Annotated in this window: 20 protein-coding genes, 1 tRNA gene and 1 pseudogene; 16 read left to right on the top strand and 6 right to left on the bottom strand. The window is 60.2% G+C overall.

Annotated elements, in window-relative coordinates; genetic code table 11:
* Positions 1-107: 107 nt before the first annotated feature.
* The 15 genes and pseudogenes from ruvC to nadA all read left to right on the top strand — a co-directional run bounded on the left by ruvC (position 108) and on the right by nadA (position 11323).
* Positions 108-632, top strand: coding sequence for a crossover junction endodeoxyribonuclease RuvC (gene ruvC / locus ACHPFG_RS25340; RefSeq protein WP_024077147.1), 525 nt, complete (start codon positions 108-110; stop codon positions 630-632).
* 68 nt (positions 633-700) lie between these two features.
* On the top strand, positions 701-1312 hold the full coding sequence (ruvA, locus tag ACHPFG_RS25335) for a Holliday junction branch migration protein RuvA (protein WP_003175802.1): 612 nt from the start codon (positions 701-703) through the stop codon (positions 1310-1312).
* The gene (gene ruvB / locus ACHPFG_RS25330) at positions 1313-2371 is read left to right on the top strand and encodes a Holliday junction branch migration DNA helicase RuvB (RefSeq protein WP_003193867.1); all 1059 of its coding nucleotides are present in this window, start codon (positions 1313-1315) and stop codon (positions 2369-2371) included. It begins immediately after the preceding gene.
* Between the two features lie 140 nt (positions 2372-2511).
* Positions 2512-2967: a tol-pal system-associated acyl-CoA thioesterase gene (gene ybgC / locus ACHPFG_RS25325; RefSeq protein WP_032890914.1), complete on the top strand. Its 456-nt coding sequence runs from the start codon at positions 2512-2514 to the stop codon at positions 2965-2967.
* A gap of 1 nt (position 2968) precedes the next feature.
* Positions 2969-3664: a protein TolQ gene (gene tolQ, locus ACHPFG_RS25320; RefSeq protein WP_053135845.1), complete on the top strand. Its 696-nt coding sequence runs from the start codon at positions 2969-2971 to the stop codon at positions 3662-3664.
* A gap of 23 nt (positions 3665-3687) precedes the next feature.
* Positions 3688-4140, top strand: coding sequence for a protein TolR (tolR, locus tag ACHPFG_RS25315; protein WP_162276129.1), 453 nt, complete (start codon positions 3688-3690; stop codon positions 4138-4140).
* A complete protein-coding gene (tolA, locus tag ACHPFG_RS25310) occupies positions 4140-5213 on the top strand; it encodes a cell envelope integrity protein TolA (RefSeq protein WP_053135848.1) in 1074 nt (357 codons plus the stop codon). Before tolR ends, tolA begins: the two co-directional genes overlap by 1 nt.
* 17 nt (positions 5214-5230) lie before the next feature.
* Positions 5231-6511, top strand: a complete 1281-nt coding sequence (gene tolB, locus ACHPFG_RS25305; RefSeq protein WP_043293513.1) for a Tol-Pal system beta propeller repeat protein TolB — start codon at positions 5231-5233, stop codon at positions 6509-6511.
* A 55-nt stretch (positions 6512-6566) separates the two neighbouring features.
* Positions 6567-7067 (top strand): peptidoglycan-associated lipoprotein Pal, encoded by a 501-nt coding sequence (gene pal / locus ACHPFG_RS25300; RefSeq protein WP_003209827.1) that lies wholly within the window; start codon positions 6567-6569, stop codon positions 7065-7067.
* A gap of 6 nt (positions 7068-7073) precedes the next feature.
* Positions 7074-7922 carry a tol-pal system protein YbgF gene (gene ybgF, locus ACHPFG_RS25295; RefSeq protein ID WP_431700737.1) on the top strand — a complete coding sequence of 283 codons (849 nt, stop codon included), beginning with the start codon at positions 7074-7076 and terminating at the stop codon, positions 7920-7922.
* A 163-nt stretch (positions 7923-8085) separates the two neighbouring features.
* Positions 8086-8733, top strand: a complete 648-nt coding sequence (queE, locus tag ACHPFG_RS25290; RefSeq protein WP_131697889.1) for a 7-carboxy-7-deazaguanine synthase QueE — start codon at positions 8086-8088, stop codon at positions 8731-8733.
* 110 nt (positions 8734-8843) lie between these two features.
* Positions 8844-8919: transfer RNA gene (locus ACHPFG_RS25285), tRNA-Lys, on the top strand.
* A 191-nt stretch (positions 8920-9110) separates the two neighbouring features.
* A pseudogene (locus tag ACHPFG_RS25280) lies at positions 9111-9661 on the top strand (NAD(P)H-dependent oxidoreductase).
* A complete protein-coding gene (locus tag ACHPFG_RS25275; RefSeq protein WP_431700736.1) occupies positions 9600-9983 on the top strand; it encodes a MerR family transcriptional regulator in 384 nt (127 codons plus the stop codon). Before ACHPFG_RS25280 ends, ACHPFG_RS25275 begins: the two are co-directional and overlap by 62 nt.
* Before the next feature lie 281 nt (positions 9984-10264).
* A complete protein-coding gene (gene nadA, locus ACHPFG_RS25270) occupies positions 10265-11323 on the top strand; it encodes a quinolinate synthase NadA (RefSeq protein WP_065925901.1) in 1059 nt (352 codons plus the stop codon).
* Between the two features lie 75 nt (positions 11324-11398).
* On the opposite strand, the gene ACHPFG_RS25265 is transcribed toward nadA, so the two are convergent.
* The 6 genes from ACHPFG_RS25265 to gcvH form a co-directional block, all read right to left on the bottom strand.
* The gene (locus ACHPFG_RS25265) at positions 11399-11887 is read right to left on the bottom strand and encodes an RDD family protein (protein ID WP_131697888.1); all 489 of its coding nucleotides are present in this window, start codon (positions 11885-11887) and stop codon (positions 11399-11401) included.
* Positions 11888-11981: 94 nt separating this feature from the next.
* Positions 11982-12194, bottom strand: coding sequence for a cold-shock protein (locus ACHPFG_RS25260; protein ID WP_002552288.1), 213 nt, complete (start codon positions 12192-12194; stop codon positions 11982-11984).
* 393 nt (positions 12195-12587) lie between these two features.
* Positions 12588-13712, bottom strand: a complete 1125-nt coding sequence (gene gcvT / locus ACHPFG_RS25255) for a glycine cleavage system aminomethyltransferase GcvT (protein ID WP_431700735.1) — start codon at positions 13710-13712, stop codon at positions 12588-12590.
* Between the two features lie 39 nt (positions 13713-13751).
* Positions 13752-15128: an L-serine ammonia-lyase gene (locus tag ACHPFG_RS25250; protein ID WP_065947880.1), complete on the bottom strand. Its 1377-nt coding sequence runs from the start codon at positions 15126-15128 to the stop codon at positions 13752-13754.
* A 157-nt stretch (positions 15129-15285) separates the two neighbouring features.
* Positions 15286-18126, bottom strand: a complete 2841-nt coding sequence (gcvP, locus tag ACHPFG_RS25245; protein ID WP_431700734.1) for an aminomethyl-transferring glycine dehydrogenase — start codon at positions 18124-18126, stop codon at positions 15286-15288.
* A gap of 10 nt (positions 18127-18136) precedes the next feature.
* Complete coding sequence (gene gcvH / locus ACHPFG_RS25240; RefSeq protein WP_005790845.1) at positions 18137-18520, bottom strand: glycine cleavage system protein GcvH; 384 nt, start codon at positions 18518-18520, stop codon at positions 18137-18139.
* 346 nt (positions 18521-18866) lie between these two features.
* Between gcvH and ACHPFG_RS25235 the strand changes: the two genes are divergently transcribed.
* Positions 18867-23522 carry a hypothetical protein gene (locus ACHPFG_RS25235; RefSeq protein ID WP_431700732.1) on the top strand — a complete coding sequence of 1552 codons (4656 nt, stop codon included), beginning with the start codon at positions 18867-18869 and terminating at the stop codon, positions 23520-23522.
* The last annotated feature ends 7 nt before the right edge of the window (positions 23523-23529 follow it).

Raw genomic sequence — 23529 nt, 5'->3', positions numbered from 1 at the left:
GTCCAGTTAGACATTAGCTGACTGATACACCGCCATCGGGAGCAAGCCCCCTCCCACATTGGAACTACGGTGTATCAAAAATTGTGTTTACCCAACCTGCAGGCGTTATGACTTTAATCCTAGGTATCGACCCCGGTTCGCGCATCACCGGTTTTGGCGTGGTGCAACACACCCCGCGTGGTTGCGTGTATGTGGCCTCGGGCTGTATCCGTACCGGCGCGGGCGAGTTGGCTGAGCGCCTGCAGATCGTCTATCGTGGCGTGCGTGAAGTGATCCAGACCTACGGACCGGTGACCATGGGCATCGAAAAGGTGTTCATGGCAAAAAACGCTGATTCGGCGTTGAAGCTTGGCCAGGCCCGTGGCGCCGCCATCGTCGCCGGCGCCGAGGAAGGCATGGAGATCGCCGAGTACACCGCGACCCAGGTCAAGCAGGCCGTGGTCGGCACCGGAGCGGCAAATAAAGAGCAGGTGCAGATGATGGTCATGCACATGCTCAAGCTCACCTCAAAACCGCAGATCGATGCCTCCGACGCCCTGGCCATTGCCATTTGCCATGCGCATACCCGTTCCAGCCTTCTGCCTCACGGCTTGGGTACCGCACGCAGTCGTGGCGGGCGCCTGCGTCTCTGATAGCATCAGCGCAATCGTTATTTCCGGTCAGGCCTCGCTCTGACCCCCAAGCTTTAAGGATCTGAACCGTGATTGGACGCTTGCGCGGCACCCTGGCTGAGAAACAGCCGCCGCACCTGATTCTGGATGTAAACGGGCTGGGGTATGAGCTGGAAGTGCCCATGACCACCCTGTACCGCCTACCGTCGGTCGGTGAACCGATAACGCTGCATACCCATCTGGTGGTGCGCGAAGACGCGCAACTACTCTATGGTTTCATTGGCAAGCGCGACCGCGACTTCTTCCGCGAACTGATTCGCCTCAATGGCGTGGGGCCTAAATTGGCCCTCGCGTTGATGTCGAGCCTGGAAGTGGATGAACTGGTACGTGCTGTTTCGGCCCAGGACACCTCGGCGTTGACCAAGGTGCCGGGCGTCGGCAAAAAGACCGCCGAGCGCCTGCTGGTGGAGCTCAAGGACCGCTTTAAGGCCTGGGAGGTGGTGCCGAGCATGTTTGCCCTGGTGCCGAACCAGCCGGACATGCCGGCGGGCCAGGTCGCGAGTGCTGAAAGCGACGCCGTCAGTGCGCTGATCTCCCTGGGCTACAAACCCCAGGAGGCCAGCAAGGCCGTCTCGGCCATCAAGGACAAGAACCTGAGCAGCGAAGACATGATCCGCCGCGCCCTGAAGGGAATGATTTAAGTGATTGAAGCTGATCGTCTGATCGCGGCCACTGGCCCGCGCGACCGTGAAGAAGTCCAGGACCGCGCCATCCGCCCCCTGAGCCTGGCCGAATACATCGGCCAGCCCACTGTGCGCGAGCAGATGGAGTTGTTTATCCAGGCCGCGCGCGGGCGCAGTGAGTCCCTGGACCACACCCTGATCTTCGGCCCGCCGGGGCTGGGTAAAACCACCCTGGCCAACATCATTGCCCAGGAAATGGGCGTGTCGATCAAGTCCACCTCCGGCCCGGTGCTGGAGCGGCCAGGTGATTTGGCGGCGTTGCTCACCAACCTCGAACCGCACGATGTGCTGTTTATCGATGAAATCCACCGGCTCTCGCCAATTGTCGAGGAAGTGCTGTACCCGGCGATGGAAGACTTCCAGCTCGACATCATGATTGGTGAAGGCCCGGCGGCCCGCTCGATCAAGCTCGACTTGCCACCCTTCACCCTGGTAGGCGCGACCACGCGTGCGGGCATGTTGACCAACCCGCTGCGAGACCGTTTCGGTATCGTTCAGCGTCTTGAGTTCTATAGCACGGCAGACCTGGCGACCATCGTCAGCCGTTCGGCGAGTATTCTCGGCTTGCCCCTGGACCCGGAGGGCGCGTTTGAGATCGCTCGTCGGGCCCGGGGCACGCCACGGATTGCCAACCGCCTGCTGCGTCGCGTGCGTGACTTTGCCGAAGTACGGGCCAAGGGGCATATCACCAAAGCCGTGGCGGACCTGGCCTTGAACCTGTTGGATGTGGACGAGCATGGCTTCGATCATCAGGACCGACGCCTGCTCTTGACCATGATCGAGAAGTTCGACGGTGGCCCGGTGGGTGTCGACAGCCTGGCGGCGGCCATCAGTGAAGAGCGTCATACCATCGAAGATGTGCTGGAGCCATACCTGATCCAGCAAGGCTATATCATGCGCACGCCAAGGGGCCGGGTGGTGACGCGCCATGCCTATCTGCACTTCGGGTTAAACATTCCGTCACGATTGGGTGAGATGCCCGTGGTAGACGAATTCCTTGATGCAGTGGACGATTAAAAGCTTCACGCCAGTCGATTTATTCGATGTTTGTGCTGTCCTAGTGGCGGGCGTCGTCATTCAGTCACTGGATATGTTTTTCGAGAATGAAAAAACAGTTGCCCGACCGGATTGGCAACCTGAGGAGTAAGCACTAGAGTATGCGCGCGCAAAACGGGGATCAGTCGTTCGCACATCGCTGTCGCGTTTATTACGAGGACACCGATGCTGGCGGCATCGTGTATTACGTCAATTACCTCAAGTTCATGGAGCGGGCTCGTACCGAGCGGCTACGGGAGCTGGGCTTTGCCCAATCCCAGCTGGCAGGGGAGGACCTGTTATTCGTCGTGCATTCCAGCGAGGCGCGTTACCACGCACCGGCGCGACTGGACGACGAGTTGCTGGTCAGCGCTGAAGTAATCGAATTGAACCGTGCCAGCCTGCGTTTCAAGCAGCAGGTCAGGCGGGCAACGGATGCAACGCTGCTCTGTGAGGGGCAGTTTCTGGTGGCGTGTGTGCGCACCAACAGTTTGAAACCTCGGGCCATTCCCGAAACTCTACGTGCGGCCTTTGCCGCCGTGAGCGGCGCGGGTAAACAATCAAAGCAGGAGATTTAGCGTGGAACCTACCGTCGTCGACCATTCCTCCATGTGGAGCCTGGTCAGCAATGCCAGTGTTGTGGTTCAACTGGTGATGCTGACCCTGGTAGCCGCATCGGTTACCTCTTGGGTCATGATTTTTCAGCGCAGCAACCTGCTGCGTGCCGGTCGACGTGCCCTGGAGAGCTTTGAAGAGCGCTTCTGGTCGGGTATCGACCTGTCCAAGCTGTACCGCCAGGCCGGCAGCAACCCGGACCCGGACTCGGGCGTCGAGCAGATCTTCCGCGCCGGCTTCAAGGAGTTCTCGCGCCTGCGCCAACAGCCGGGTGTTGATCCGGAAGCGGTCATGGAGGGCGTGGCCCGTGCCATGCGCGTCGCCATTTCCCGTGAAGAAGAGAAACTGGAGCAGAGCCTGCCGTTCCTCGCTACCGTCGGTTCCGTCAGCCCGTACATCGGCCTGTTCGGTACCGTGTGGGGGATCATGAACTCGTTCCGCGGCCTGGCCCAGGCCCAGCAAGCGACCCTGGCCACCGTGGCCCCGGGTATTGCCGAAGCCCTGATCGCCACCGCGATCGGCCTGTTCGCCGCTATCCCCGCAGTAATTGCCTACAACCGCTTTGCTGCCACCAGCGAAACGTTGATCAGCCGTTACTACACCTTCGCCGATGAATTCCAGGCGATCCTGCACCGTAAAGTGCACACCAGCGAAGAATAAGCAGGTAATTTCCAATGGCTTTAATCGCTCGAGCTCGCAAAAAGCGCAAGCCGGTCGCCGAGATGAACGTAGTGCCCTACATCGACGTGATGCTGGTGCTGCTGGTGATCTTCATGGTGACCGCGCCGATGCTCAACCAGGGCGTGAAGGTTGATCTGCCCAAGGTTTCCAGTGAAGCCTTGCCGCAAGACAACAACACCCAGGTCCTGACCATTTCGATCAAGTCTGACAAGACCTATTACTGGAACCTTGGCAGCGAAGTCGACACCCAGAAGCAGCAGGACAAGGCTCTGACCCTGCCGGCGATGACCGATGCGGTGACCAAGATCATTCGCTCCGGTAACGAAGGCGGCAAGCACACCCAGGTGTTCATCCGCGGCGACAAGTCGGTCGACTACGGTTCCGTCATGGGCGCCATGGGCGGGCTGCAGAAGGCCGGCGTCGGTAACGTTGGCTTGATTACCGAGGCGCCCTGATGCACCAACAGCGAGAGCCGTCCGCCTCGGAAAGCTTCTTCTGGCCTAGCGTCTGGGCGATTGCCCTGCACGTCCTGGTCTTTGGCATGCTGTTCGTCAGCTTTGCCATGACCCCGGACCTGCCGCCAGCCAAGCCGATCGTGCAGGCGACCCTGTATCAGCTGAAATCGAAAAGCCAGGCCACCACCCAGACCAATCAGAAGATTGCGGGTGAGGCCCAGAAGTCGGCCGCGCGCCAGACTGAAGTCGAACAGATGGAACAGAAGAAGGTCGAGCAGGAAGCGGTGAAGGCTGCTGCGGAACAAAAGAAAGAAGAGGCGGCTCAAAAGGCCGAGGAATCGAAAAAGGCTGACGAAGCCAAGAAGGCCGACGAGGCGAAAAAGGCTGATGAAGCCAAGAAAGCCGAGAAAGCTGCCGAAGCTAAAAAAGCTGAAGAGAAACAATTGGCTGATATAGCCAAGAAGAAGTCTGAAGAAGAAGCCAAAAAGGCTGCCGAAGAAGAGGCCAAGAAAAAGGCCGCTGAAGACGCCAAGAAGAAAATAGTCGAAGACGCGAAAAAGAAAGCCGCCGAAGACGCCAAGAAAAAAGCTGAAGCAGACGAGGCGAAGAAGAAAATCGCCGACGACGCGAAGAAGAAAGCTGCCGCCGATGCCACCAAGAAAAAGGCCCAGGAAGCAGCGCGCAAATCCGCCGAAGAGAAAAAGGCCCAGGCCTTGGCAGATTTGCTCTCCGACACGCCGCAGCGTCAGCAAGCCTTGGCCGATGAGCGTGGCGATGAAGTCGCGGGCAGTTTCGACGACCTGATTCGGGCGCGGGCAGCAGAAGGCTGGACACGTCCACCTTCGGCACGCAAAGGCATGACAGTAGTGCTGCAGATCGGCATGTTGCCGGACGGTACGGTGACTTCGGTCAGCGTGGCCAAGTCCAGTGGTGACGGTTCGTTCGACAGTTCGGCGGTTGCCGCGGTCAAGAATATTGGCCGGTTGACCGAGATGCAGGGAATGAAACCAAGCGACTTCGCTCCCTATCGTTCATTCAAGATGACATTCACACCTGAGGATCTAGCCTTGTGAGAAACCTTCTTCGAGGAATGCTTGTCGTTATTTGCTGTATGGCAGGGATAGCGGCGGCGGATGAAAAGAACATCCTGGTCACCAGCGGCAGCGATCGGGCCACCCCGATCGCGGTAGTACCGTTTGGCTGGCAGGGCGGCAGCGTGCTGCCGGACGACATGGCTCAGATCGTCAGTGACGACCTGCGCAATTCCGGTTACTACGCACCGATTCCGAAAGGCAACATGATCAGCCAGCCGACCCAGGCCAGCGAAGTCATCTTTCGTGATTGGAAAGCGGTGGGCGCGCAGTACCTGATGGTCGGCAGCATCACGCCGGCCGGCGGTCGCCTGCAGATCCAGTACACCTTGTTCAACGTGGCCACCGAGCAGCAGGTCTTGACCGGCAGCGTATCGGGTACCGCCGAACAACTGCGTGACATGGCCCACTACATCTCGGACCAGTCGTTTGAAAAACTCACCGGCATCAAGGGGGCGTTCTCGACGCGTCTGCTTTATGTAACGGCCGAGCGTTTCTCCGTAGACAACACTCGCTACACCCTGCAGCGTTCGGACTACGACGGTGCGCGCGCTGTTACCTTGCTGCAATCGCGTGAACCAATCCTGTCGCCGCGCTTCGCGCCGGACGGCAAGCGTATTGCCTACGTGTCTTTCGAACAGAAGCGTCCGCGTATCTTCGTCCAGCACATCGATACTGGCCGTCGTGAGCAGATCACCAACTTCGAAGGCCTCAACGGTGCACCGGCCTGGTCGCCGGATGGTTCGCGCTTGGCATTCGTACTGTCCAAGGACGGTAACCCGGACATCTACGTGATGAACATGGCTTCGCGCCAGATCAGCCGCGTGACCAGCGGTCCAGGCATCAACACCGAACCGTTCTGGGGTAAGGATGGTTCGACCATCTACTTCACCTCCGACCGCGGCGGCAAGCCACAAATCTACAAAACGAGCGTTGGCGGTGGGGGCGCGGAGCGCGTGACCTTTATCGGTAACTACAACGCCAATCCTAAGCTTTCAGCTGATGAAAAGACGTTGGTGATGATTCACCGTCAGGATGGTTTCACTAATTTCCGGGTTGCGGCCCAGGATTTGCAGCGTGGAACGGTAAAAATCCTCACAGATACCAACCTTGATGAGTCAGCCACTGTTGCGCCCAACGGCACCATGGTAATCTACGCCACCCGCCAGCAGGGCCGGGGAGTCTTGATGCTCGTGTCCATTAATGGACGCGTAAGGCTCCCGCTTCCTACCGCACAAGGCGAAGTCAGAGAACCGTCCTGGTCCCCTTACCTGAACTGACGCGGCGCTACAAAAAGAAGTACTTAACACACTGGGGTTCATTAGGAGTTTCACGATGGAAATGCTGAAGTTTGGTAAGTTTGCTGCTCTGGCTCTGGCTCTGTCCGTAGCCGTTGGTTGCTCGTCTAAAGGCGGCGACAATGCCGGTGAAGGCGCAGCTGTTGATCCAAACGCTGGTTACGGCGCTAACACTGGTGCAGTTGACGGCTCCCTGAGCGAAGAAGCTGCTCTGCGCGCTATCACCACTTTCTACTTCGAATACGACAGTTCGGACCTGAAACCAGAAGCCATGCGCGCTCTGGACGTTCACGCGAAGGACCTGAAAGCTAACGGCGCTCGCGTTGTTCTGGAAGGTAACACTGACGAACGTGGTACTCGTGAGTACAACATGGCACTGGGCGAGCGTCGTGCGAAAGCCGTTCAGCGCTACCTGGTACTGCAAGGTGTTGCTCCAGGCCAACTGGAACTGGTTTCCTACGGTAAAGAGCGTCCAGTTGCTACTGGCCACGACGAGCAGTCCTGGGCTCAAAACCGTCGCGTCGAACTGCGTAAGTAATTCGTCATGCGAACGTGCCGTCGTGCTCTAACTGTATTGGCTCTCAGCCTCGCTCCGCTTGCGGTGTGGGCTGCGGTTCCTGTGGAAGATAGCAACTCTGGCTATAACAATAGCGGGAGCAGCTATCCGCCAGCGGGTTATGGCACGAACGGCGCCTATGCTGGGGGGGCGGCTACGTCCGCTCCCTCGGCACAGGGCGAACTGTTCAACCAGCTGCAACGCATGCAGGATCAATTGGCGCAGCAACAAGGCACCATTGAAGTTCTGCAAAATGAGGTGCGTCAGCTGAAGCAAGAAGGCCTGGAGCGTTACCAGGATCTTGATCGACGTATAGGAGCCGGTGTTACACCTGCCGCTACTCCTGATAATTCTTCTGCCGGTGGCGCGCCCAGCGCGGCTATCGGTGGTGCCGCTGCCGGTGCAGCAACGGGGGGCTCGGCTGCGAGCCAGGCCCCTGCCGCCAGCAGTGAACCGGGTGATCCGGCGAAGGAAAAACTGTATTACGATGCAGCCTTCGACCTGATCAAGGCCAAGGATTTCGATAAGGCCAGCAAAGCCTTTACCGCTTTCCTGGGCCGCTACCCAAACAGCCAGTACGCGGGCAACGCCCAGTACTGGTTGGGCGAGGTGAACCTGGCCAAGGGTGATCTGCAGGGGGCGGGCCAGGCATTTGCCAAGGTCAGCCAGCTGTACCCCAAGCATGCCAAGGTGCCGGACTCGCTGTATAAACTCGCTGACGTGGAGCGCCGCCTGGGTCATACCGATAAGGTCAAAGGCATTCTGCAGCAGGTCGTAGCCCAATATCCGGGTACCTCCGCTGCACAGTTGGCTCAACGGGATCTGCAACGCTTGTAAGCGATGCAGCCGTTTAGAAGAAACCCGCGCCTGTCGCGGGTTTTTTCGTTAGAATCCACGCCCTTTTATGACACACGCTTCCTGGGACCTGCGCGTTGGCGGGGTTCCTTGAAGTGCCTGACGGAGGCGGACAGCCTGTTTAGCTGTTACGCCCGTGGCGACTATGCAAGACACATTACGTATTACCGAAGTTTTTTACTCGTTACAGGGTGAAACGCGAACCGCTGGGCTGCCTACTGTCTTCGTGCGCCTCACCGGTTGCCCTTTGCGTTGCCAATACTGTGACAGCGCCTACGCCTTCAGTGGCGGTACCCTGCGCACCCTCGACGACATCCTCGAGCAGGTTGCCGGCTTCAAGCCTCGCTATGTCTGCGTGACCGGTGGCGAGCCCCTGGCCCAGCCCAATGCCATCCCATTGCTTAAGCAATTGTGTGATGCCGGTTATGAAGTGTCCCTGGAAACCAGCGGTGCCTTGGACATCTCCGCAGTCGACTCACGCGTCAGTCGCGTGGTCGACCTCAAGACCCCAGGTTCCAAGGAAGCTCATCGCAACCGCTACGAGAACATCGAGCTGCTGACGCCCAACGATCAGGTCAAGTTCGTCATCTGTTCCCGTGAGGACTACGACTGGGCCAACTCCAAGTTGATCCAATACGGTCTCGACCGTCGAGCCGGCGAAGTGCTGTTTTCCCCAAGCCACCACGACCTGAACGCGCGCGACCTGGCGGACTGGGTGGTGGCGGACAACCTGCCGGTACGCTTGCAATTGCAGTTGCACAAGTACCTGTGGAACGACGAGCCGGGTCGCTGAGAGGTCGCACAAACGACCGCAATTGCGGCCCCAACGCGTTATTTCAGATTTTTTAAAATAAGGTGTTGAATAATCCTTAGAAATCAGTATTATACGCGCCACCACACAGCGGGTCGTTAGCTCAGTTGGTAGAGCAGTTGGCTTTTAACCAATTGGTCGTAGGTTCGAATCCCACACGACCCACCATTTTTGGCGGTTTAGAAAATCCGGAAGGCCCACGCAAGTGAGGATTTCCGGGTTTTTTTTTGACCGCGATTTGGTGCTTACCTACCGGTGCGCAATGCACCCAGCTACACCAGCATTTGGCAAACCTCCCTGTTGACTCTCCTGTTACGGGCACACCCTATCCTGCCCGCTCAACTTTTCAGGATGCGGTGATGATGAGTAAGCGAGTACTGGTGATTCTGGGGCATCCCTCCGCCGACAGTTTCTGTGGGGCATTGACCGACACCTATGTGAAGGCAGCCACAGATGCAGGGCACGATGTGCGTTTGTTGCGCCTGGATGCATTGAACTTTGATCCAGTGCTGCACGATGGCTACAAACAGGTTCAGTCGCTGGAACCCGATCTGCTCAAGGCTCAGGCCGATATCACATGGGCTGAGCACCTGGCGTTTGTCTATCCCATCTGGTGGGGCGGAATTCCCGCCCTGATGAAAGGCTTTTTCGATCGGATATTCCTGCCTGGTTTTGCCTTCAAATACCGCGAAGGCAAAGCCTTTCCCGACAAGCTTTTGAAGGGGCGCACCGCTCACCTGCTGGTCACGATGGATACCCCGCCGTGGTACTACAAGTGGGTCTACCGCATGCCGGGCGTGCACCAGGTGCGCAAGACCACCCACTCTTGTGCCAAAAAAGGACTTTTCATGTATATCGGCAAAGCCGCCCAGCTATCGGGCACTACCATCAAGACGATCCGTCACTATGAAGACATTGGCTTGCTGCCGCCGCCCGTGCGCGAAGGTAAGTATCGGGTCTATAACCAGCAATGCGTTGAGCTGTTGACGTTCATCAAGTGTGCTCAGCAGCTGGGTTTCAAGCTTAAGGAAATGCAGGTGATTCTTCAGGACCATCGGGGCCTGGAGCTGCCGTGGGATTTGGCCAACCAGGCCATTGCCGATAAAAAGCTCGAGCTGAAAGCCCAGATCGAAGGGCTGCAAAACATCTACGACGGTCTTGAGCAGTTCGAAAGCAACCTCAAGGACGCCCGGTACCAATGCCAGTTTGAGCCTCTTTCCAAAACGCTTTGAACGAACTTGCTGCATGAACTCTGCCCGCTGACGGCTATGTGCTTGAGGTGATTTCTGAAGGCGGGGGAGACCCAAGGTACCATTGCGGTTTTTTAATCGACGGGCGCACGCGTCAAAGTCAGATTAGGCTTTTGAAACCATTGGATATTCTGTAGCCTTGCGCAGCTTCACTTTTAGCCGTGCTTGATGAACACAATCACTTCGTCCGGCGGCGCCCGAAGGGCTCCAGAGCCGGTGGTACACTCGACTTTCGCGCAACTGCGCCTGCAGGTCTTGCGAACATGACGCACATTTCCGAACGCCTACTGGTTCAAGCCCACCTCGACGCCAAGCAGCCCAAGGCCCTCAGCGCCGAGGAAGAAGCGAGCCTGCGTGCCGCCATCGCCGCCGAGCTCAAGGCTCAGGACGCGGTGCTGGTTGCCCATTTCTACTGTGATCCGGTGATCCAGGCCCTGGCCGAAGAAACCGGTGGCTGCGTCTCCGACTCTCTGGAAATGGCCCGCTTCGGCGCGGCCCATCCGGCCAAGACCGTATTGGTCGCCGGTGTACGTTTCATGGGCGAGACCGCCAAAATCCTCACCCCCGAAAAACGCATCCTCATGCCGACCCTGGAAGCCACCTGCTCCCTGGACCTTGGTTGTCCGGTGGATGAGTTTTCAGCGTTCTGCGACCAGCATCCCGAGCGCACCGTGGTGGTGTATGCCAACACCTCGGCGGCGGTCAAGGCCCGGGCCGATTGGGTGGTGACCTCCAGCTGCGCGCTGGAAATTGTCGAAAGCCTGATGGACAACGGCGAGACCATCATCTGGGGCCCGGACAAGCACCTGGGTACCTACATCCAGCGCCAGACCGGCGCCGACATGTTGCTGTGGGACGGTGCGTGCATCGTCCACGAGGAGTTCAAGTCCAAGCAGTTGGAGGACATGAAGGCGCTGTACCCGGATGCAGCGATCCTGGTGCACCCGGAATCGCCGACCTCGGTGATCGAACTGGCCGACGCGGTGGGCTCCACCAGCCAGTTGATTGCGGCGGCACAGCGTCTGCCGAACAAGACCTTCATCGTGGCGACCGATCGCGGCATCTTCTACAAGATGCAGCAGCTGTGCCCGGACAAGGTCTTCGTCGAAGCGCCCACAGCCGGCAACGGCGCCGCGTGCCGCAGTTGCGCACACTGCCCGTGGATGGCGATGAATACGCTGGAGCGCACGCTGCAGTGCCTGCGTGAAGGCAGTAACGAGATATTCGTCGAGCCTTCGGTGATTCCTCACGCCGTGCGGCCGCTCAAGCGCATGCTGGATTTCACCCAGGCTGCGCGCCTGAGGCTGGCCGGTAACGCTTGAACGGAGGCGAACTCGGTTAAAAATGTGGGAGGGGGTAAGCCCCCTCCCACATTTTGATCTCGTTCAGGCAGTGGGTTATTTCTTTTGCTTCGGAATCCGCACCAACTGCGTGTCCGAATAGATGTCATGCCAGCTGCGTTTCTGCTTGTCGAACAACGACCAGACAAACCCCAGCCCCACGCACAACCACGATGCAATCGACACCACAAAGCGCAACAGCGCCTGCCACAGGCTGATTCGCGAGCCGTCGGCGTTTTGCACGCGTACGCCCCAGACCTGCATGCCCAGGGTTTGCCCGGAATGGGTCCAGAACTTGGCAAAGAAACCAAACAGCACAAAGAACAGAATCGTCGACAGCAGCGGGTCACCGTCCAGCGCGCCGGATTCGGTGAGGGTGCGCATCTTGGCTTCGCCCACGAACGCGATCCACACCAGCTTGTAGATAAACGCGGTGACAATCAGCAGGGCAGTGCACAACAGGAAGTCATAGAACATCGCTGCCAGGCGACGGCCCAGGCCAACGGCGGGGAACTCGCCTTGGGGACTCAGCAAGGGTTTGGGCATGGCAGGGCTCTCTGAGGAAAAAATCCATTTTACGGAATAGCGCCCATAAAAAAGCCCCTGATGTCATCTCAGGGGCTTTTTGTTGCAGAAAGGATCAGGCTTCTGCTTGTACTTCGTCAGCCTGCATGCCTTTCTGGCCTTGCACCGCAACGAAGGTGACCTTCTGGCCTTCCTTCAGGCTTTTGAAGCCGTTGCCTTGAATAGCGCGGAAATGCACGAACAGATCCGGACCGCTTTCTGGAGTGATAAAACCAAACCCTTTCTCGTCGTTAAACCACTTGACGGTACCGCTCTGACGATCAGCCATTTTCTTATTTCCTTGACGCTAAAAATTAATGACAGCCCCTTTCGCATGAAAGAGTACTGGGCTGGGTTGCAGGAAAGTAAGAGACGTCGAACGGGTTGTAGCACAACTACTTCAGCTACTGCCCAGGTCCAGGTTCCAAGCGACCCATGCAAACACAGTGGGCAAACTCTACGCCAACTAATGGAGAAAAAACAAGCCCTGCCAAAAGCCCAGCGTTTACTCGGCCACAGGGCACTTCGCTGAATAATGGGAGGCTTGCTTATTCGATAGAATGGGTCACTTGTTATAGGTTAATTCCTATAATAATGCCTATCGTTGCTGCACTATTTTATGGCGGTTGCGTTACAGATTAGTGCACGTTAATGCAACCGCGTTACTTATAGGAACAGTCAATCAGCCACGATAGTAACGTTGCGGCACAAATGGCATTTTGCTTACACGAAGTGGCACTTTTTTCCCACGCACCAACGCAGAGACCTCGGTGTCCAGTGCGATGAATGCACTGTCCAGATAACCCATGGCCAGTGGGCCACCCAGGCTCGGGCCAAAGCCACCGCTGCACACGCTGCCGATCACGGTGCCGTGTTCATCGACTATCTCTGCGCCTTCACGTACAGGCGTGCGCTCCTGGGGCAGCAGGCCTACGCGCTTGCGGCTCACACCGGTTTGCTGCTGGGTGAAGATGCGGTCGGCACCCGGGAAGCCACCGGCACGCACACCGTCGGCGCGACGGGCCTTGGAGATCGCCCACAGGAGGCTGGCTTCGATCGGGGTGGTCTCGGTGTTCATGTCGTGGCCGTACAGGCACAGGCCGGCTTCCAGGCGCAGCGAGTCACGGGCGCCCAGGCCGATGGCCTGCACTTCGTCCTCGGCCAGCAGGCTGCGCGCCAGGCTTTCGGCGTTGGCGGCGGGCACGGAGATTTCAAAGCCGTCTTCACCGGTGTAGCCGGAGCGGCTGACGTAGCAGTCCACGCCCAGCAGGCGCAGTGAGGCGAACTGCATGAAAGTCATCCGGGTGACTTCCGGTGCCAGGCGCGCCAGCACCTTAACCGCGGCCGGGCCTTGCAGGGCGAGCAGGGCGCGCTCTTCGAACAGCGGCTCGATGCTGCACTGGTCGCCGAGATGCTGGCGCAGGTGCGCCAGGTCCTGGTCCTTGCAGGCGGCGTTGACCACCAGGAACAGTTCGTCGTTACCCAGGTTCGCCACCATCAGGTCGTCGAGGATGCCGCCTTGGTCATTGGTGAACATCGCGTAGCGCTGCATGCCGACCGGCAGGTCGATGATGTCGACCGGTACCAGGGTTTCCAGAGCCTTGGCGGCGTTGGCGCCGGTGAGGCGGATCTGGCCCATGTGGGACACGTCGAACAACCCGGCCTGTTCACGGGTGTGCAGGTGTTCCTTCATCACGCCCAGTGGGTATTGCACCGGCATGTCGTAGCCGGCGAAGGGCACCATGCGTGCACCCAACTCGAGGTGCAGGGCGTGCAATGGGGTTTTCAACAGGGTTTCGGTGGACATATTCAGCTCCTGAAAAACGTGCTGGCGCGCCTTTAGGCGTCAGCACTCGATAATGTTGACCGCCAAACCGCCACGGGCGGTTTCCTTGTATTTGCTTTTCATGTCGGCGCCGGTCTGGCGCATGGTGCGGATGACCTTGTCCAGCGAGACGAAGTGTTGCCCGTCGCCACGCAAGGCCATGCGCACCGCATTGATGGCCTTCACCGAGCCCATGGCATTGCGCTCGATGCAGGGCACCTGCACCAGCCCGCCAATCGGGTCACAGGTCAGGCCGAGGTTGTGTTCCATGCCGATCTCGGCGGCGTTTTCCACCTGGGAAACCGTACCGCCCAATACTTCGCACAACGCGCCGGCGGCCATGGAACAGGCCACGCCGACTTCACCCTGGCAACCGACTTCGGCCCCGGAGATCGAGGCGTTTTCCTTGTAGAGAATGCCGATGGCGGCAGCGGTGAGCAGGAAGCGCACCACGCCGTCTTCATTCGCGCCGGGGATAAAGCGCATGTAGTAATGCAGCACCGCCGGCACAATCCCGGCCGCGCCGTTGGTGGGCGCCGTGACCACGCGTCCGCCGTTGGCGTTTTCTTCGTTGACGGCCAGGGCGTACAGGTTGACCCAGTCCAGGACCGACAGCGGGTCGCGCAGGGCCGACTCCGGGTTCTTGCACAACTGGCGATGCAAGGCGGCAGCGCGACGCTTGACCTTCAAGCCGCCGGGCAAGATGCCTTCGTTGCGACAGCCGGCTGCCACGCAGTCCTGCATCACTTGCCAGATCTTCAGCAGGCCGGCGCGGGTTTCCGCTTCCGGGCGCCAGGCACTTTCATTGGTCAGCATCACCTGGCTGATGGACAGCCCATAGGTGGTGCAATGGCCAAGCAAGTCCTTGGCATGCTTGAACGGGAACGTCAGTGGAGTGGCGTCTTCGACGATCCGGTCGGCGCCGGCAGCGTCTTCATCCACCACAAAACCGCCGCCCACCGAGTAGTACTCGCGGCTGCGGATCTGGATACCCGCCGCATCAAAGGCACGAAAAATCATGCCGTTGGGATGATAGGCGAGGGGTTTGCGAATCATCGCCAGGTGTTCTTTCTCGTTGAACGCAATGCTGTGTTCGCCGAGCAGGTTCAAGCGACCGTCGCCGCGCATCTGCGCCAGACGTGCGGCAACAGTTTCGGTGTTCACGGTGTCCGGGTGTTCGCCTTCCAGGCCCAGCAGCACGGCCTTGTCGCTGCCGTGGCCTTTACCGGTGGCGCCGAGGGAGCCATAGAGTTCCACCTTGATGCCGGTGGTGGCGCTCAGCAGGTTGTCACGCTTGAGGCCCTCGACGAACCGAGCGGCCGCACGCATGGGGCCAACGGTGTGGGAACTGGAGGGGCCGATGCCAATCTTGAACAGGTCGAACACGCTTAAAGACATGAGTTGTTCTCCGGTTTCTTGTTATGTATTGGGTGTACTCGGTCAATGTGGGAGGGGGCTTGCTCCCGATGGCAGTGTGTCAGTCAACAGAGATGTTGAATGTAAAACCGCCATCGGGAGCAAGCCCCTCCCACATTTGATTGAGTTCAGCCTCAGGTTACGCGTAGCTCTCGATTGAAGGGCATGCGCATACGAGATTGCGGTCACCAAACACATTGTCGACCCGGCCAACCGGCGGCCAGTACTTGCTCTCGATCAGCGAGGCTACCGGGTACACCGCTTGTTCACGGCTGTAGGGGTGGCTCCATTCGCCCACCAGTTCCGCTGCGGTGTGCGGGGCGTTTTTCAGTGGGTTGTCGTTCTTGTCCAGGGTGCCGTTTTCCACCGCACGGATTTCTTCGCGGATGGCGATCATTGCGTCGCAGAAGCGGTCCAGTTCTTCCTTGGATTCGCTTTCGGTCGGCTCGATCATCAGCGTGCCGGCCACCGGGAACGACATGGTCGGTGCGTGGAAACCAAAGTCGATCAGGCGCTTGGCCACGTCGTCCACGCTGATGCCGCTGCTGTCCTTCAGCGGGCGCAGGTCGAGGATGCATTCGTGGGCCACCAGGCCGTTGCTGCCGGTGTAGAGCACGGGGTAGTGCTCTTCGAGGCGACGGGAAATGTAGTTGGCATTCAGGATCGCCAGCTGCGATGCGCGCTTGAGGCCTGCGCCGCCCATCATGCTGATGTACATCCAGGTGATCGGCAGGATGCTCGCGCTGCCGAACGGTGCGGCACAGACCGCGCCTTCCTTGCGTTCCATGGCCGCATGGCCTGGCAGGAATGGCGTGAGGTGGGACTTGACGCCAATCGGGCCAACGCCCGGGCCGCCACCGCCGTGGGGGATGCAGAAGGTCTTGTGCAGGTTCAGGTGGGACACGTCGCCGCCGAACTTGCCTGGGGCGCAGAGGCCGACCATTGCGTTCATGTTGGCGCCGTCGATGTACACCTGGCCGCCGTTGTCGTGAATGATGCCGCAGATTTCGCGGATACCTTCCTCGAACACGCCGTGGGTGGACGGGTAGGTAATCATCAGCGCGGCGAGGTGTTCGCGGTGCTCGATGGCCTTGGCGCGCAGGTCTTCGATGTCCACGTTGCCACGGGCATCGCAGGCCGTAACTACCACACGCATACCGGCCATGTTGGCAGTCGCCGGGTTGGTGCCGTGGGCCGACGACGGGATCAGGCAGATGTCGCGGCGTTCTTCGCCACGGCTCTGGTGATAGGCACGGATCGCCAACAGGCCGGCGTACTCACCCTGGGAACCGGCGTTCGGCTGCAGCGAGATCGCGTCGTACCCGGTGGCCGCGCAGAGCATGGCTTCCAGGTCGGAGGTCAGTTGCAGGTAGCCGGTACTTTGCTCGGCCGGGGCGAACGGGTGCAGGGCACCGAATTCGGCCCAGGTCACTGGGATCATTTCGCTGGCGGCGTTGAGCTTCATGGTGCACGAGCCCAGCGGGATCATGGTGCGGTCCAGGGCCAGGTCTTTGTCCGCCAGCTTGCGCAGGTAGCGCATCAGCTCGGTTTCGGAGTGATAACGGTTGAACACCGGGTGGCTGAGGATCGGCGACTCGCGCAGCAATGCGGCGGGCAGGCGGCTGTCCACTGCGGCGTTGAAGTCCGGCAGGGCTTTGTCAGCGGCGAAGATCGCCCACAGGGTTTCGATATCGGCTTGGGTGGTGGTTTCGTCCACCGACAGGCCAACCCGCTCGGCGTCCACCACACGCAGGTTGATGCGCTGGGCGCGGGCCTTGTCGTGCAGCGCGGCAGTGTCGGTACCGGTGTGCAGGGTCAGGGTGTCGAAGAAGTGTTCCTGCTCGACCTTCAGGCCCAGCGCGGTCAAGCCCTTGGCGAGGATCGCGGTCAGGTGGTGAATACGGTTGGCGATCTGGGTCAGGCCCTTGGGCCCGTGGTACACGGCATACATGCTGGCGATGTTGGCGAGCAGTACTTGGGCGGTGCAGATGTTGCTGGTGGCTTTCTCGCGGCGGATATGTTGCTCGCGGGTCTGCATGGCCAGGCGCAGGGCCGGCTTGCCGAAGCGGTCTACCGACACACCGACCAGACGCCCCGGCATGTCGCGCTTGAACGCATCCTTGGTGGAGAAGTACGCCGCGTGCGGGCCTCCGAAGCCCAGCGGCACGCCGAAGCGTTGCGCGCTGCCGATGGCCACGTCGGCGCCGAACTCACCCGGAGGGGTCAGCAGGGTCAGGGCCAGCAGGTCCGCAGCCACGGCCACCAGGGCATTGGCGGCGTGGAAACGCTCGGTCAGTGCGCGGTAGTCGAACACGTCACCGTTGCTGGCCGGGTACTGCAGCAGCGCGCCGAAGAACGGGCTGACGTCGGTCAGTTCGCGCTCATCGCCCACGACCACGTCAATGCCCAGCGGCTCGGCACGGGTGCGCAGTACGTCGAGGGTTTGCGGGTGGCTGTGGATAGAGGCGAAGAAGGCGTTGCTGCCCTTGTTCTTGCTCAGGCGCTTACAGAAGGTCATGGCTTCGGCGGCGGCGGTGGCTTCATCGAGCAGCGAGGCGTTGGCAATCGGCAGGCCGGTGAGGTCGCTGATCAGGGTCTGGAAGTTCAGCAGCGCTTCCAGGCGACCCTGGGAAATTTCTGGCTGGTAGGGGGTGTAGGCGGTGTACCAGGCCGGGTTTTCCAGGAGGTTGCGCAGGATCGGCGACGGCGTATGGCAGTTGTAGTAGCCCTGGCCGATATAGGTCTTGAACAGTTGGTTCTGGCTGGCGATGGCCTTGATCTTGGCCAGGGCCTCGGCTTCGCTCAGGCCATCTTCCAGGCCGAGCACGCTGGTGCCCTTGATGCTTTCCGGGATCACGCTGGCGCTCAGGGCTTCCAGGGAATCGAAGCCCAGGCTGGCGAGCATCTGCTGCTCATCTTCCTGGCGCGGGCCGATGTGGCGGGCGATGAATTCGTTGGCGGTGCTCAAGTTGATCGTCATGGCGCGCTCCTCAGGCTTCAGCGTTGGCTTTGATCAGGCGGTCGTACGCGTCCTGATCCAACAGTTTAGCTACCGCATCGGCATCGGCCGGTTTAAAGCGGAAGAACCAGCCTTCGCCCATCGGGTCTTCGTTGACCAGTTCCGGGCTGCCATCGAGCTTGTCGTTCACTTCCAGCACTTCACCGTCCAACGGCATGTACACGCCGCTGGCGGCCTTGACCGATTCTACGGTGGACGCTTCAGCGCCCTTGTCGTAGGCCTGCAACTCCGGCAGTTGCACGAAAACCACATCACCCAGCGCGTTCTGTGCGAAAGCGGTGATACCCACGGTGACGCTGCCGTCAGCTTCGGCGCGCAGCCATTCGTGATCTTCAGTGAAACGCAACTCGCTCATGGAAACTCCTCAGGGCCAGAATCGTCTGGTGGGCGGGATTGGAATAATGGAGAGTTGCTTAGCAATATCGCGGCCAATGTTATTAAATCTTTATTAATCAATGGCTTGGTAAAAGCGGTTATAACGATAGCGCATTTGTGTGTAGCGATTTCGCTACACTCCGGCCGTCGAAAAAAAGCCTATGCGGATCAAAGCCTTGCATGGCGCGTAAAAAACAAGGTTGTAGCGATATCGTTCCACTGTAGCGCTTTCAGTACGGATGGACGTCGCTTTTGCGATTTATCTACCGTCTGGGAGGCCGGCCCGCGTTTTACCGTGCGCGCACTTCGTCATCAGGATGCGCCGCATGAGTGCTTCAAACCTTATTCCCCCGGAGATTTCCCAGGCCCGGACATCTCGCGACTATTTATCCAACGTCTTCGCCCGGCGCCTGGGCTTGGCCCAAGTGGTCCGGGAAATGATCCAGGAATGGATCGGACAGTGGTTTGCCGGTTCCGGTCTGCAGGCTGGTAGCAACTGGATCGGCGTAACCCTGCCAACCTCGACCGGCCGTCGCCACACGCCGCTTATCACCTTGAGCGATGCATTGATCAAGCGCTGCATGAGTGGCGAGGCGCTGAACTACACGGCAGGTCACCACGTATTGTTGGTGCAATCGGCACCGCAGGTGTTCCGGCCGGCGACCGGCACCATCACCGTGGACGATATCGAGTGGATGCTCAACACCCTGGCGCCCGATGTGCTGGCGGGTTTTGCCGAGCGCTTGGTGCAATACTGGAACGCGCGCGTGTCGGACGGTTCGGCCGACAGCCGTTGGCACGCGGTCAGCGGCCAGTTACGTGCATGCCTGCTCACGGCGCGGCAGAACCCGCCATTGACGCCGGAGCAGGCGCGGCTGCTGCTGGGGCTGGGCGATGAGCAGGTACAGCAGCTTTGGGGGTATCGGGCGGATCGAGAGGCCTTGGGTGATGCCGATGCGCTGCATATCTATCAAATCTATGCGGCCCAGGCCGGGGACCCGGGCGAATGGCTGCCGCTGTTGGTCTTGCAGCGTCGGGTCGCGGGGCAACAGGTCACCCTCGTCTATATCCCGGTGATGAACCTGGTGCAGCTCGAATCCCTGGACGCCTTGGGTGACCTGCTGCCGCGCTATATGAGCCGCTACCGGCCAGGGGCGCCGCTGCAATGGGTACTGCGCGAGCCTGAGGGCGATGTCTTCGATGCGTTGGCCCAGGCCTTGCTCGAACGACAACTTCGCGATGTACGGCGGGTTGACTGGTCGGCACTGCCCGATATCGGCAGCTATGAACAGCTGTTTATCACGCTCACCTCGCCACTGGCCTGGTTCGACCCGGATTACCTCGAGCAGCCTCACGAAGAACAATTGCCGGTCTGGTTGCAGCGGGCCAGCAGCGCGGATCGCCTGGCTTACGGTCAGTGGCTGGAGCGCCTGGCGCGCCTGCAACGCAGCACCGGGGGGGCAATGTTCCTCGATGGCCTTGAGCCAATCGATGTGTACGCGCGCAAGGCGTTGCAACGGCAAATGCGCCTGGATCATCCAACGCAAGCCCCCATCAACCCGGACGACTACCTCCTGACCTTCGAGCGCACCCAGGGTGGCACGGTTGGCTGGACGCAACGAACCACCCGGACGTTGACCCACTGGTCGCTGGAAAACCCCTTCGCCACCGCCTATGCCAGTGTGCACATCAGCCACCAGGCCACGCCAGGTACCGTGCCGCGCTGGGTCACGCCGGCCTATCTCAAGGGACTGATCGAGCGGGTGGACGTGGGCAAGTATTATCCGTCGTTGCTGGAGCACGCACTGATCGCCGACCCGATGCAGTCTGCACGGCGGCGCCGGTTGTTTGTCGATCAGATGGCGCTGCAACTGCCGATGCGCGCCCTTGAAAACAGCCTTCGCCAGCGCAACGGTTTCACCCGGTCAGGCGCTCGGGTGGTGCAAGCGATGCTGCGGGAAGATCCGCGTCAGCGCGTGGTCGACGATGAGGTGATTGTCGCCCGGCCCCTGGCGTTCCTGGCCCATGCAGGCGGGCTGGCCCATCAAGCGCACAACCTGTTTGTCATCGGTCCCCGCGACAACAGCACGTTGCCGCATATTCTCTATCGGCCGGATCAAACCGACGCGGTGCTGCATCAGTTCCCCAGCCGTCAGGCGTTGCTCGACGAGATCGCAACGGTGGGCGGCGATCTTCAACGCGTGGTGCTGCAGCGTTTACCGGAGAACAGCCGCGCTCTGTTTGCCAACGGCGGTTTTCTTCGTCCTCATGTCCAGCGTGTGCTGCAGGGCGATGAGTTCGACGTGCTGCCCGCATCGAGCCCGGCGTTGTTGAGTGACGAACCGGTGCATGGCGAGTTCCTTGAGAGCGTCTTCGATGAAAACGCCAGAGACCTGTGGCAGCGCGCCGTCAAACAGTCGGTTTCCAACGAGGCGCTGCGTTGGACCCTGTTCAAGAATGATCTGTGGCAAGTGTTCAATGCGCTTTTGCCGATGGTCAGGGGGCCGGTGGCGGTGGCGGGCTGGTTGTCCCAAACCTTCAGGACGTTCCGCACGGTGCTGGCGCTGCCGGTCGAGACCAGCCGCGAAGATTCCGCCAATGCCTTCGCCGAGTTGATCGGCAGCGTGGCCGGCCTGCTGATGAGCCCTGTGGTCACGCTGGATCAACGATTACGCCTGAATCCTGGCAGTGCCCAGGCCCGTGACGCGATCCCGGTCAGCCACGCGCGCCACTCGGCGTCGACGTTTACCTGGCAGCGTTCATTCGCCGACGTCACGGCAATGGATTTTTCCTGGGCCAACTCAAGGTCCAGGCTTACGACCCAGCAGCGTGCCCAGCTCGAGACGTTCCAATGGTCACCCAGGCAGGGCGAGCGCTGGCCCGACTCGCCGACGCTGGCCTCGGCGGCGAGCCCGGTGCGCGGTAGTCTGCTGGTACAGGGCGACAGTGGCGCGGCCCGTCAGGAGCCTTACACGTTGATAGACAGCAAAGTGTATGGCCTGAGCGCGGTCAAGGATGGCTGGCGGGTCGTCGATCTGCGGCAACCCCAGCGTCTCGGTCCGTGGCTGGGCAAGGATGCCCATGGGGTCTGGAAAGTCGACCAGGGCCTGCGCCTGGTTGGCGGGCAGCCAAAGAGCACGGTGGCCCAGCGGCGTGCCCACATCGAGCAGCAAAAGCTTGAGCTTGAGCGCGAGTACAGCGCAGCAAGCAACGAATTGCAGAGCCTCGAGCGTGTCGTGACTGCGGCCGAAGACCTGTGTGAGAAGGCGCACCTGACCTCCGAGGCGGCCTTCACCGAGCAGCACCGGCGCGATGCCAGGGCGCGCTACCTGCGCGAATTGGAAAAAAAGACCGATGCGCAACAGAAAAAACTCAATGTGCTTATGCGCAGAAACGCCAACAAGCCCCTGGACGGCTTTGAACGGGAACAGTGCCTGCAGTTGGAAGATATCGTGCTGAACCTGCGCCGGCAGATGTTCGTGCTGACCTTCAGTCGCCGCGAGGAGCAGTTTTCCGAAGCGCATCTCGCGCAACTGTCGGGGCAGGACGCGACCGCGGCCCAGGCGGTTATCGGAACCTTGACCGAAGAGAGCCGCAGGATCGGCGAGTTTCACGACAAGATGGTCAACCTGAGCTTCTGGGAGCGGGTCAATTACGAGCGGTTGCTCAGCATTCCGGCCTACAAGTCATACACCGGGGAGTTGCAACCGTCCTCGTACGGGCAGCCATTGGGCTGGCGGACCGTGCAGTTGCAGGTGCTCAAGGAGCAGCTGTGGCGCCGGCAGCCCCTGCCTGAAGAGCAGGACGACTTCAGTCGGATCGACGCGGCCATGGATGAGGCAATCCAGTCGGCCCAGTCCCAGAAAACCATCGATGAGCCAGGCGTGCTGAGTGTGCAGCAGCGTATCGAGGGCACCCGGGCGGTGCTGCACGAATACGCCAAAACCCTGGCGCTCCTGGATGAATACCGTTCCGCCGCGCCGGAATTGATCCATGGGGATGTCGAGGTGCCGGTGGAAGCCACGATCCTCAGCCTGGAACAGGAGTCGAGAATCGCCCTGGCGAAGCTGCTGCGTGAGCACGAGCGCAACCCTCAGCCCGGCCGGGTACGCCCCCTTGAAGCCGATCAACGGCTGATCCGCGATTCGAAGAAGCGCTATCAATTGGGGCGGGTTCGCGCCCGCACGCCGGAAGCGACCGAAGACATCGTTGATGTCATCAACCCGATTGACCAGGCCGTGGTGGTGAGCCTGCATCAGCAGCCGGGCTCGGATGCCTTCGAAGCGATCACACCGGCTGGCGCCGTGGTGCCGCGGCCGACGCGCTCCCTGGAAAACCTCAAGGCCGACGCGCGCCGCTTGTTGGCCAGAGCACCGCTGGTGCTGCAGCAGACCCGCGACGAAGCGCGCAGTGCCAAGCTGCCGGCCAGCGTCGAAGCCCGGTTGACGCGGCAGTCCGAGGGCATCAAGGCCGTTGCCGAAAAGATTCGCAAGGCGCTGCCGTCAACGCCGGATACCGCGGCCCAGGCGCTGCTCGATGAACTGGAACAGGCCGCCAGCCACTCTCTGGAGCAGGGTCGAGCGTTGCGCATCGAGATGATCAAGCGCTTGCCGCCCGATGAGGATGGGATTGCCTGGCTCCAGGCCCGGGATCAGGTGCAGATACTGCGCATCGAGGGGCGTATTGCGCTCAAGCGGGTGGATGATTTCCTGCAGGAGTATGTGGTCAAGGACAGGCAGGGCAAGGTCCTGGCTTATGCGCACTTTCATTATTCATCGCCCACGGACCCTGATTTACCCTACAACGCCGGCCATCTGAAAAGGCCGGAGCAGCGCTTCATGAGTTTTCGCAGCCTGCTCGACAAAACCGACAACGAGGCCATCGCGATCTACTATTCGCGCATCAGCCCGCCCATGGCCGCGCAGCTGTTTTTCAGCGCCGCCGGCGTTATCAAGCATCGTGGCCGGCGTGCGTTCTGGTGATGCAGGC

This window comes from Pseudomonas sp. BR20 (assembly GCF_050780135.1).
Taxonomy (GTDB): domain Bacteria; phylum Pseudomonadota; class Gammaproteobacteria; order Pseudomonadales; family Pseudomonadaceae; genus Aquipseudomonas.
This window is presented reverse-complemented; position numbering and strand designations above follow the sequence as displayed.

Coding starts and splice junctions, on each gene's coding strand:
- ybgF (WP_431700737.1), top strand. CDS start 7,074: ATGCGAACGTGCCGTCGTGCTCTAACTGTATTGGCTCTCAGCCTCGCT.
- ACHPFG_RS25250 (WP_065947880.1), bottom strand. CDS start 15,128: ATGTCTTTAAGCGTGTTCGACCTGTTCAAGATTGGCATCGGCCCCTCC.
- ACHPFG_RS25260 (WP_002552288.1), bottom strand. CDS start 12,194: ATGGCTGATCGTCAGAGCGGTACCGTCAAGTGGTTTAACGACGAGAAA.
- tolB (WP_043293513.1), top strand. CDS start 5,231: ATGCTTGTCGTTATTTGCTGTATGGCAGGGATAGCGGCGGCGGATGAA.
- tolA (WP_053135848.1), top strand. CDS start 4,140: ATGCACCAACAGCGAGAGCCGTCCGCCTCGGAAAGCTTCTTCTGGCCT.
- ACHPFG_RS25265 (WP_131697888.1), bottom strand. CDS start 11,887: ATGCCCAAACCCTTGCTGAGTCCCCAAGGCGAGTTCCCCGCCGTTGGC.
- nadA (WP_065925901.1), top strand. CDS start 10,265: ATGACGCACATTTCCGAACGCCTACTGGTTCAAGCCCACCTCGACGCC.
- queE (WP_131697889.1), top strand. CDS start 8,086: ATGCAAGACACATTACGTATTACCGAAGTTTTTTACTCGTTACAGGGT.
- ruvC (WP_024077147.1), top strand. CDS start 108: ATGACTTTAATCCTAGGTATCGACCCCGGTTCGCGCATCACCGGTTTT.
- gcvH (WP_005790845.1), bottom strand. CDS start 18,520: ATGAGCGAGTTGCGTTTCACTGAAGATCACGAATGGCTGCGCGCCGAA.
- ybgC (WP_032890914.1), top strand. CDS start 2,512: ATGCGCGCGCAAAACGGGGATCAGTCGTTCGCACATCGCTGTCGCGTT.
- ACHPFG_RS25275 (WP_431700736.1), top strand. CDS start 9,600: ATGTATATCGGCAAAGCCGCCCAGCTATCGGGCACTACCATCAAGACG.
- gcvT (WP_431700735.1), bottom strand. CDS start 13,712: ATGTCCACCGAAACCCTGTTGAAAACCCCATTGCACGCCCTGCACCTC.
- ACHPFG_RS25235 (WP_431700732.1), top strand. CDS start 18,867: ATGAGTGCTTCAAACCTTATTCCCCCGGAGATTTCCCAGGCCCGGACA.
- pal (WP_003209827.1), top strand. CDS start 6,567: ATGGAAATGCTGAAGTTTGGTAAGTTTGCTGCTCTGGCTCTGGCTCTG.
- gcvP (WP_431700734.1), bottom strand. CDS start 18,126: ATGACGATCAACTTGAGCACCGCCAACGAATTCATCGCCCGCCACATC.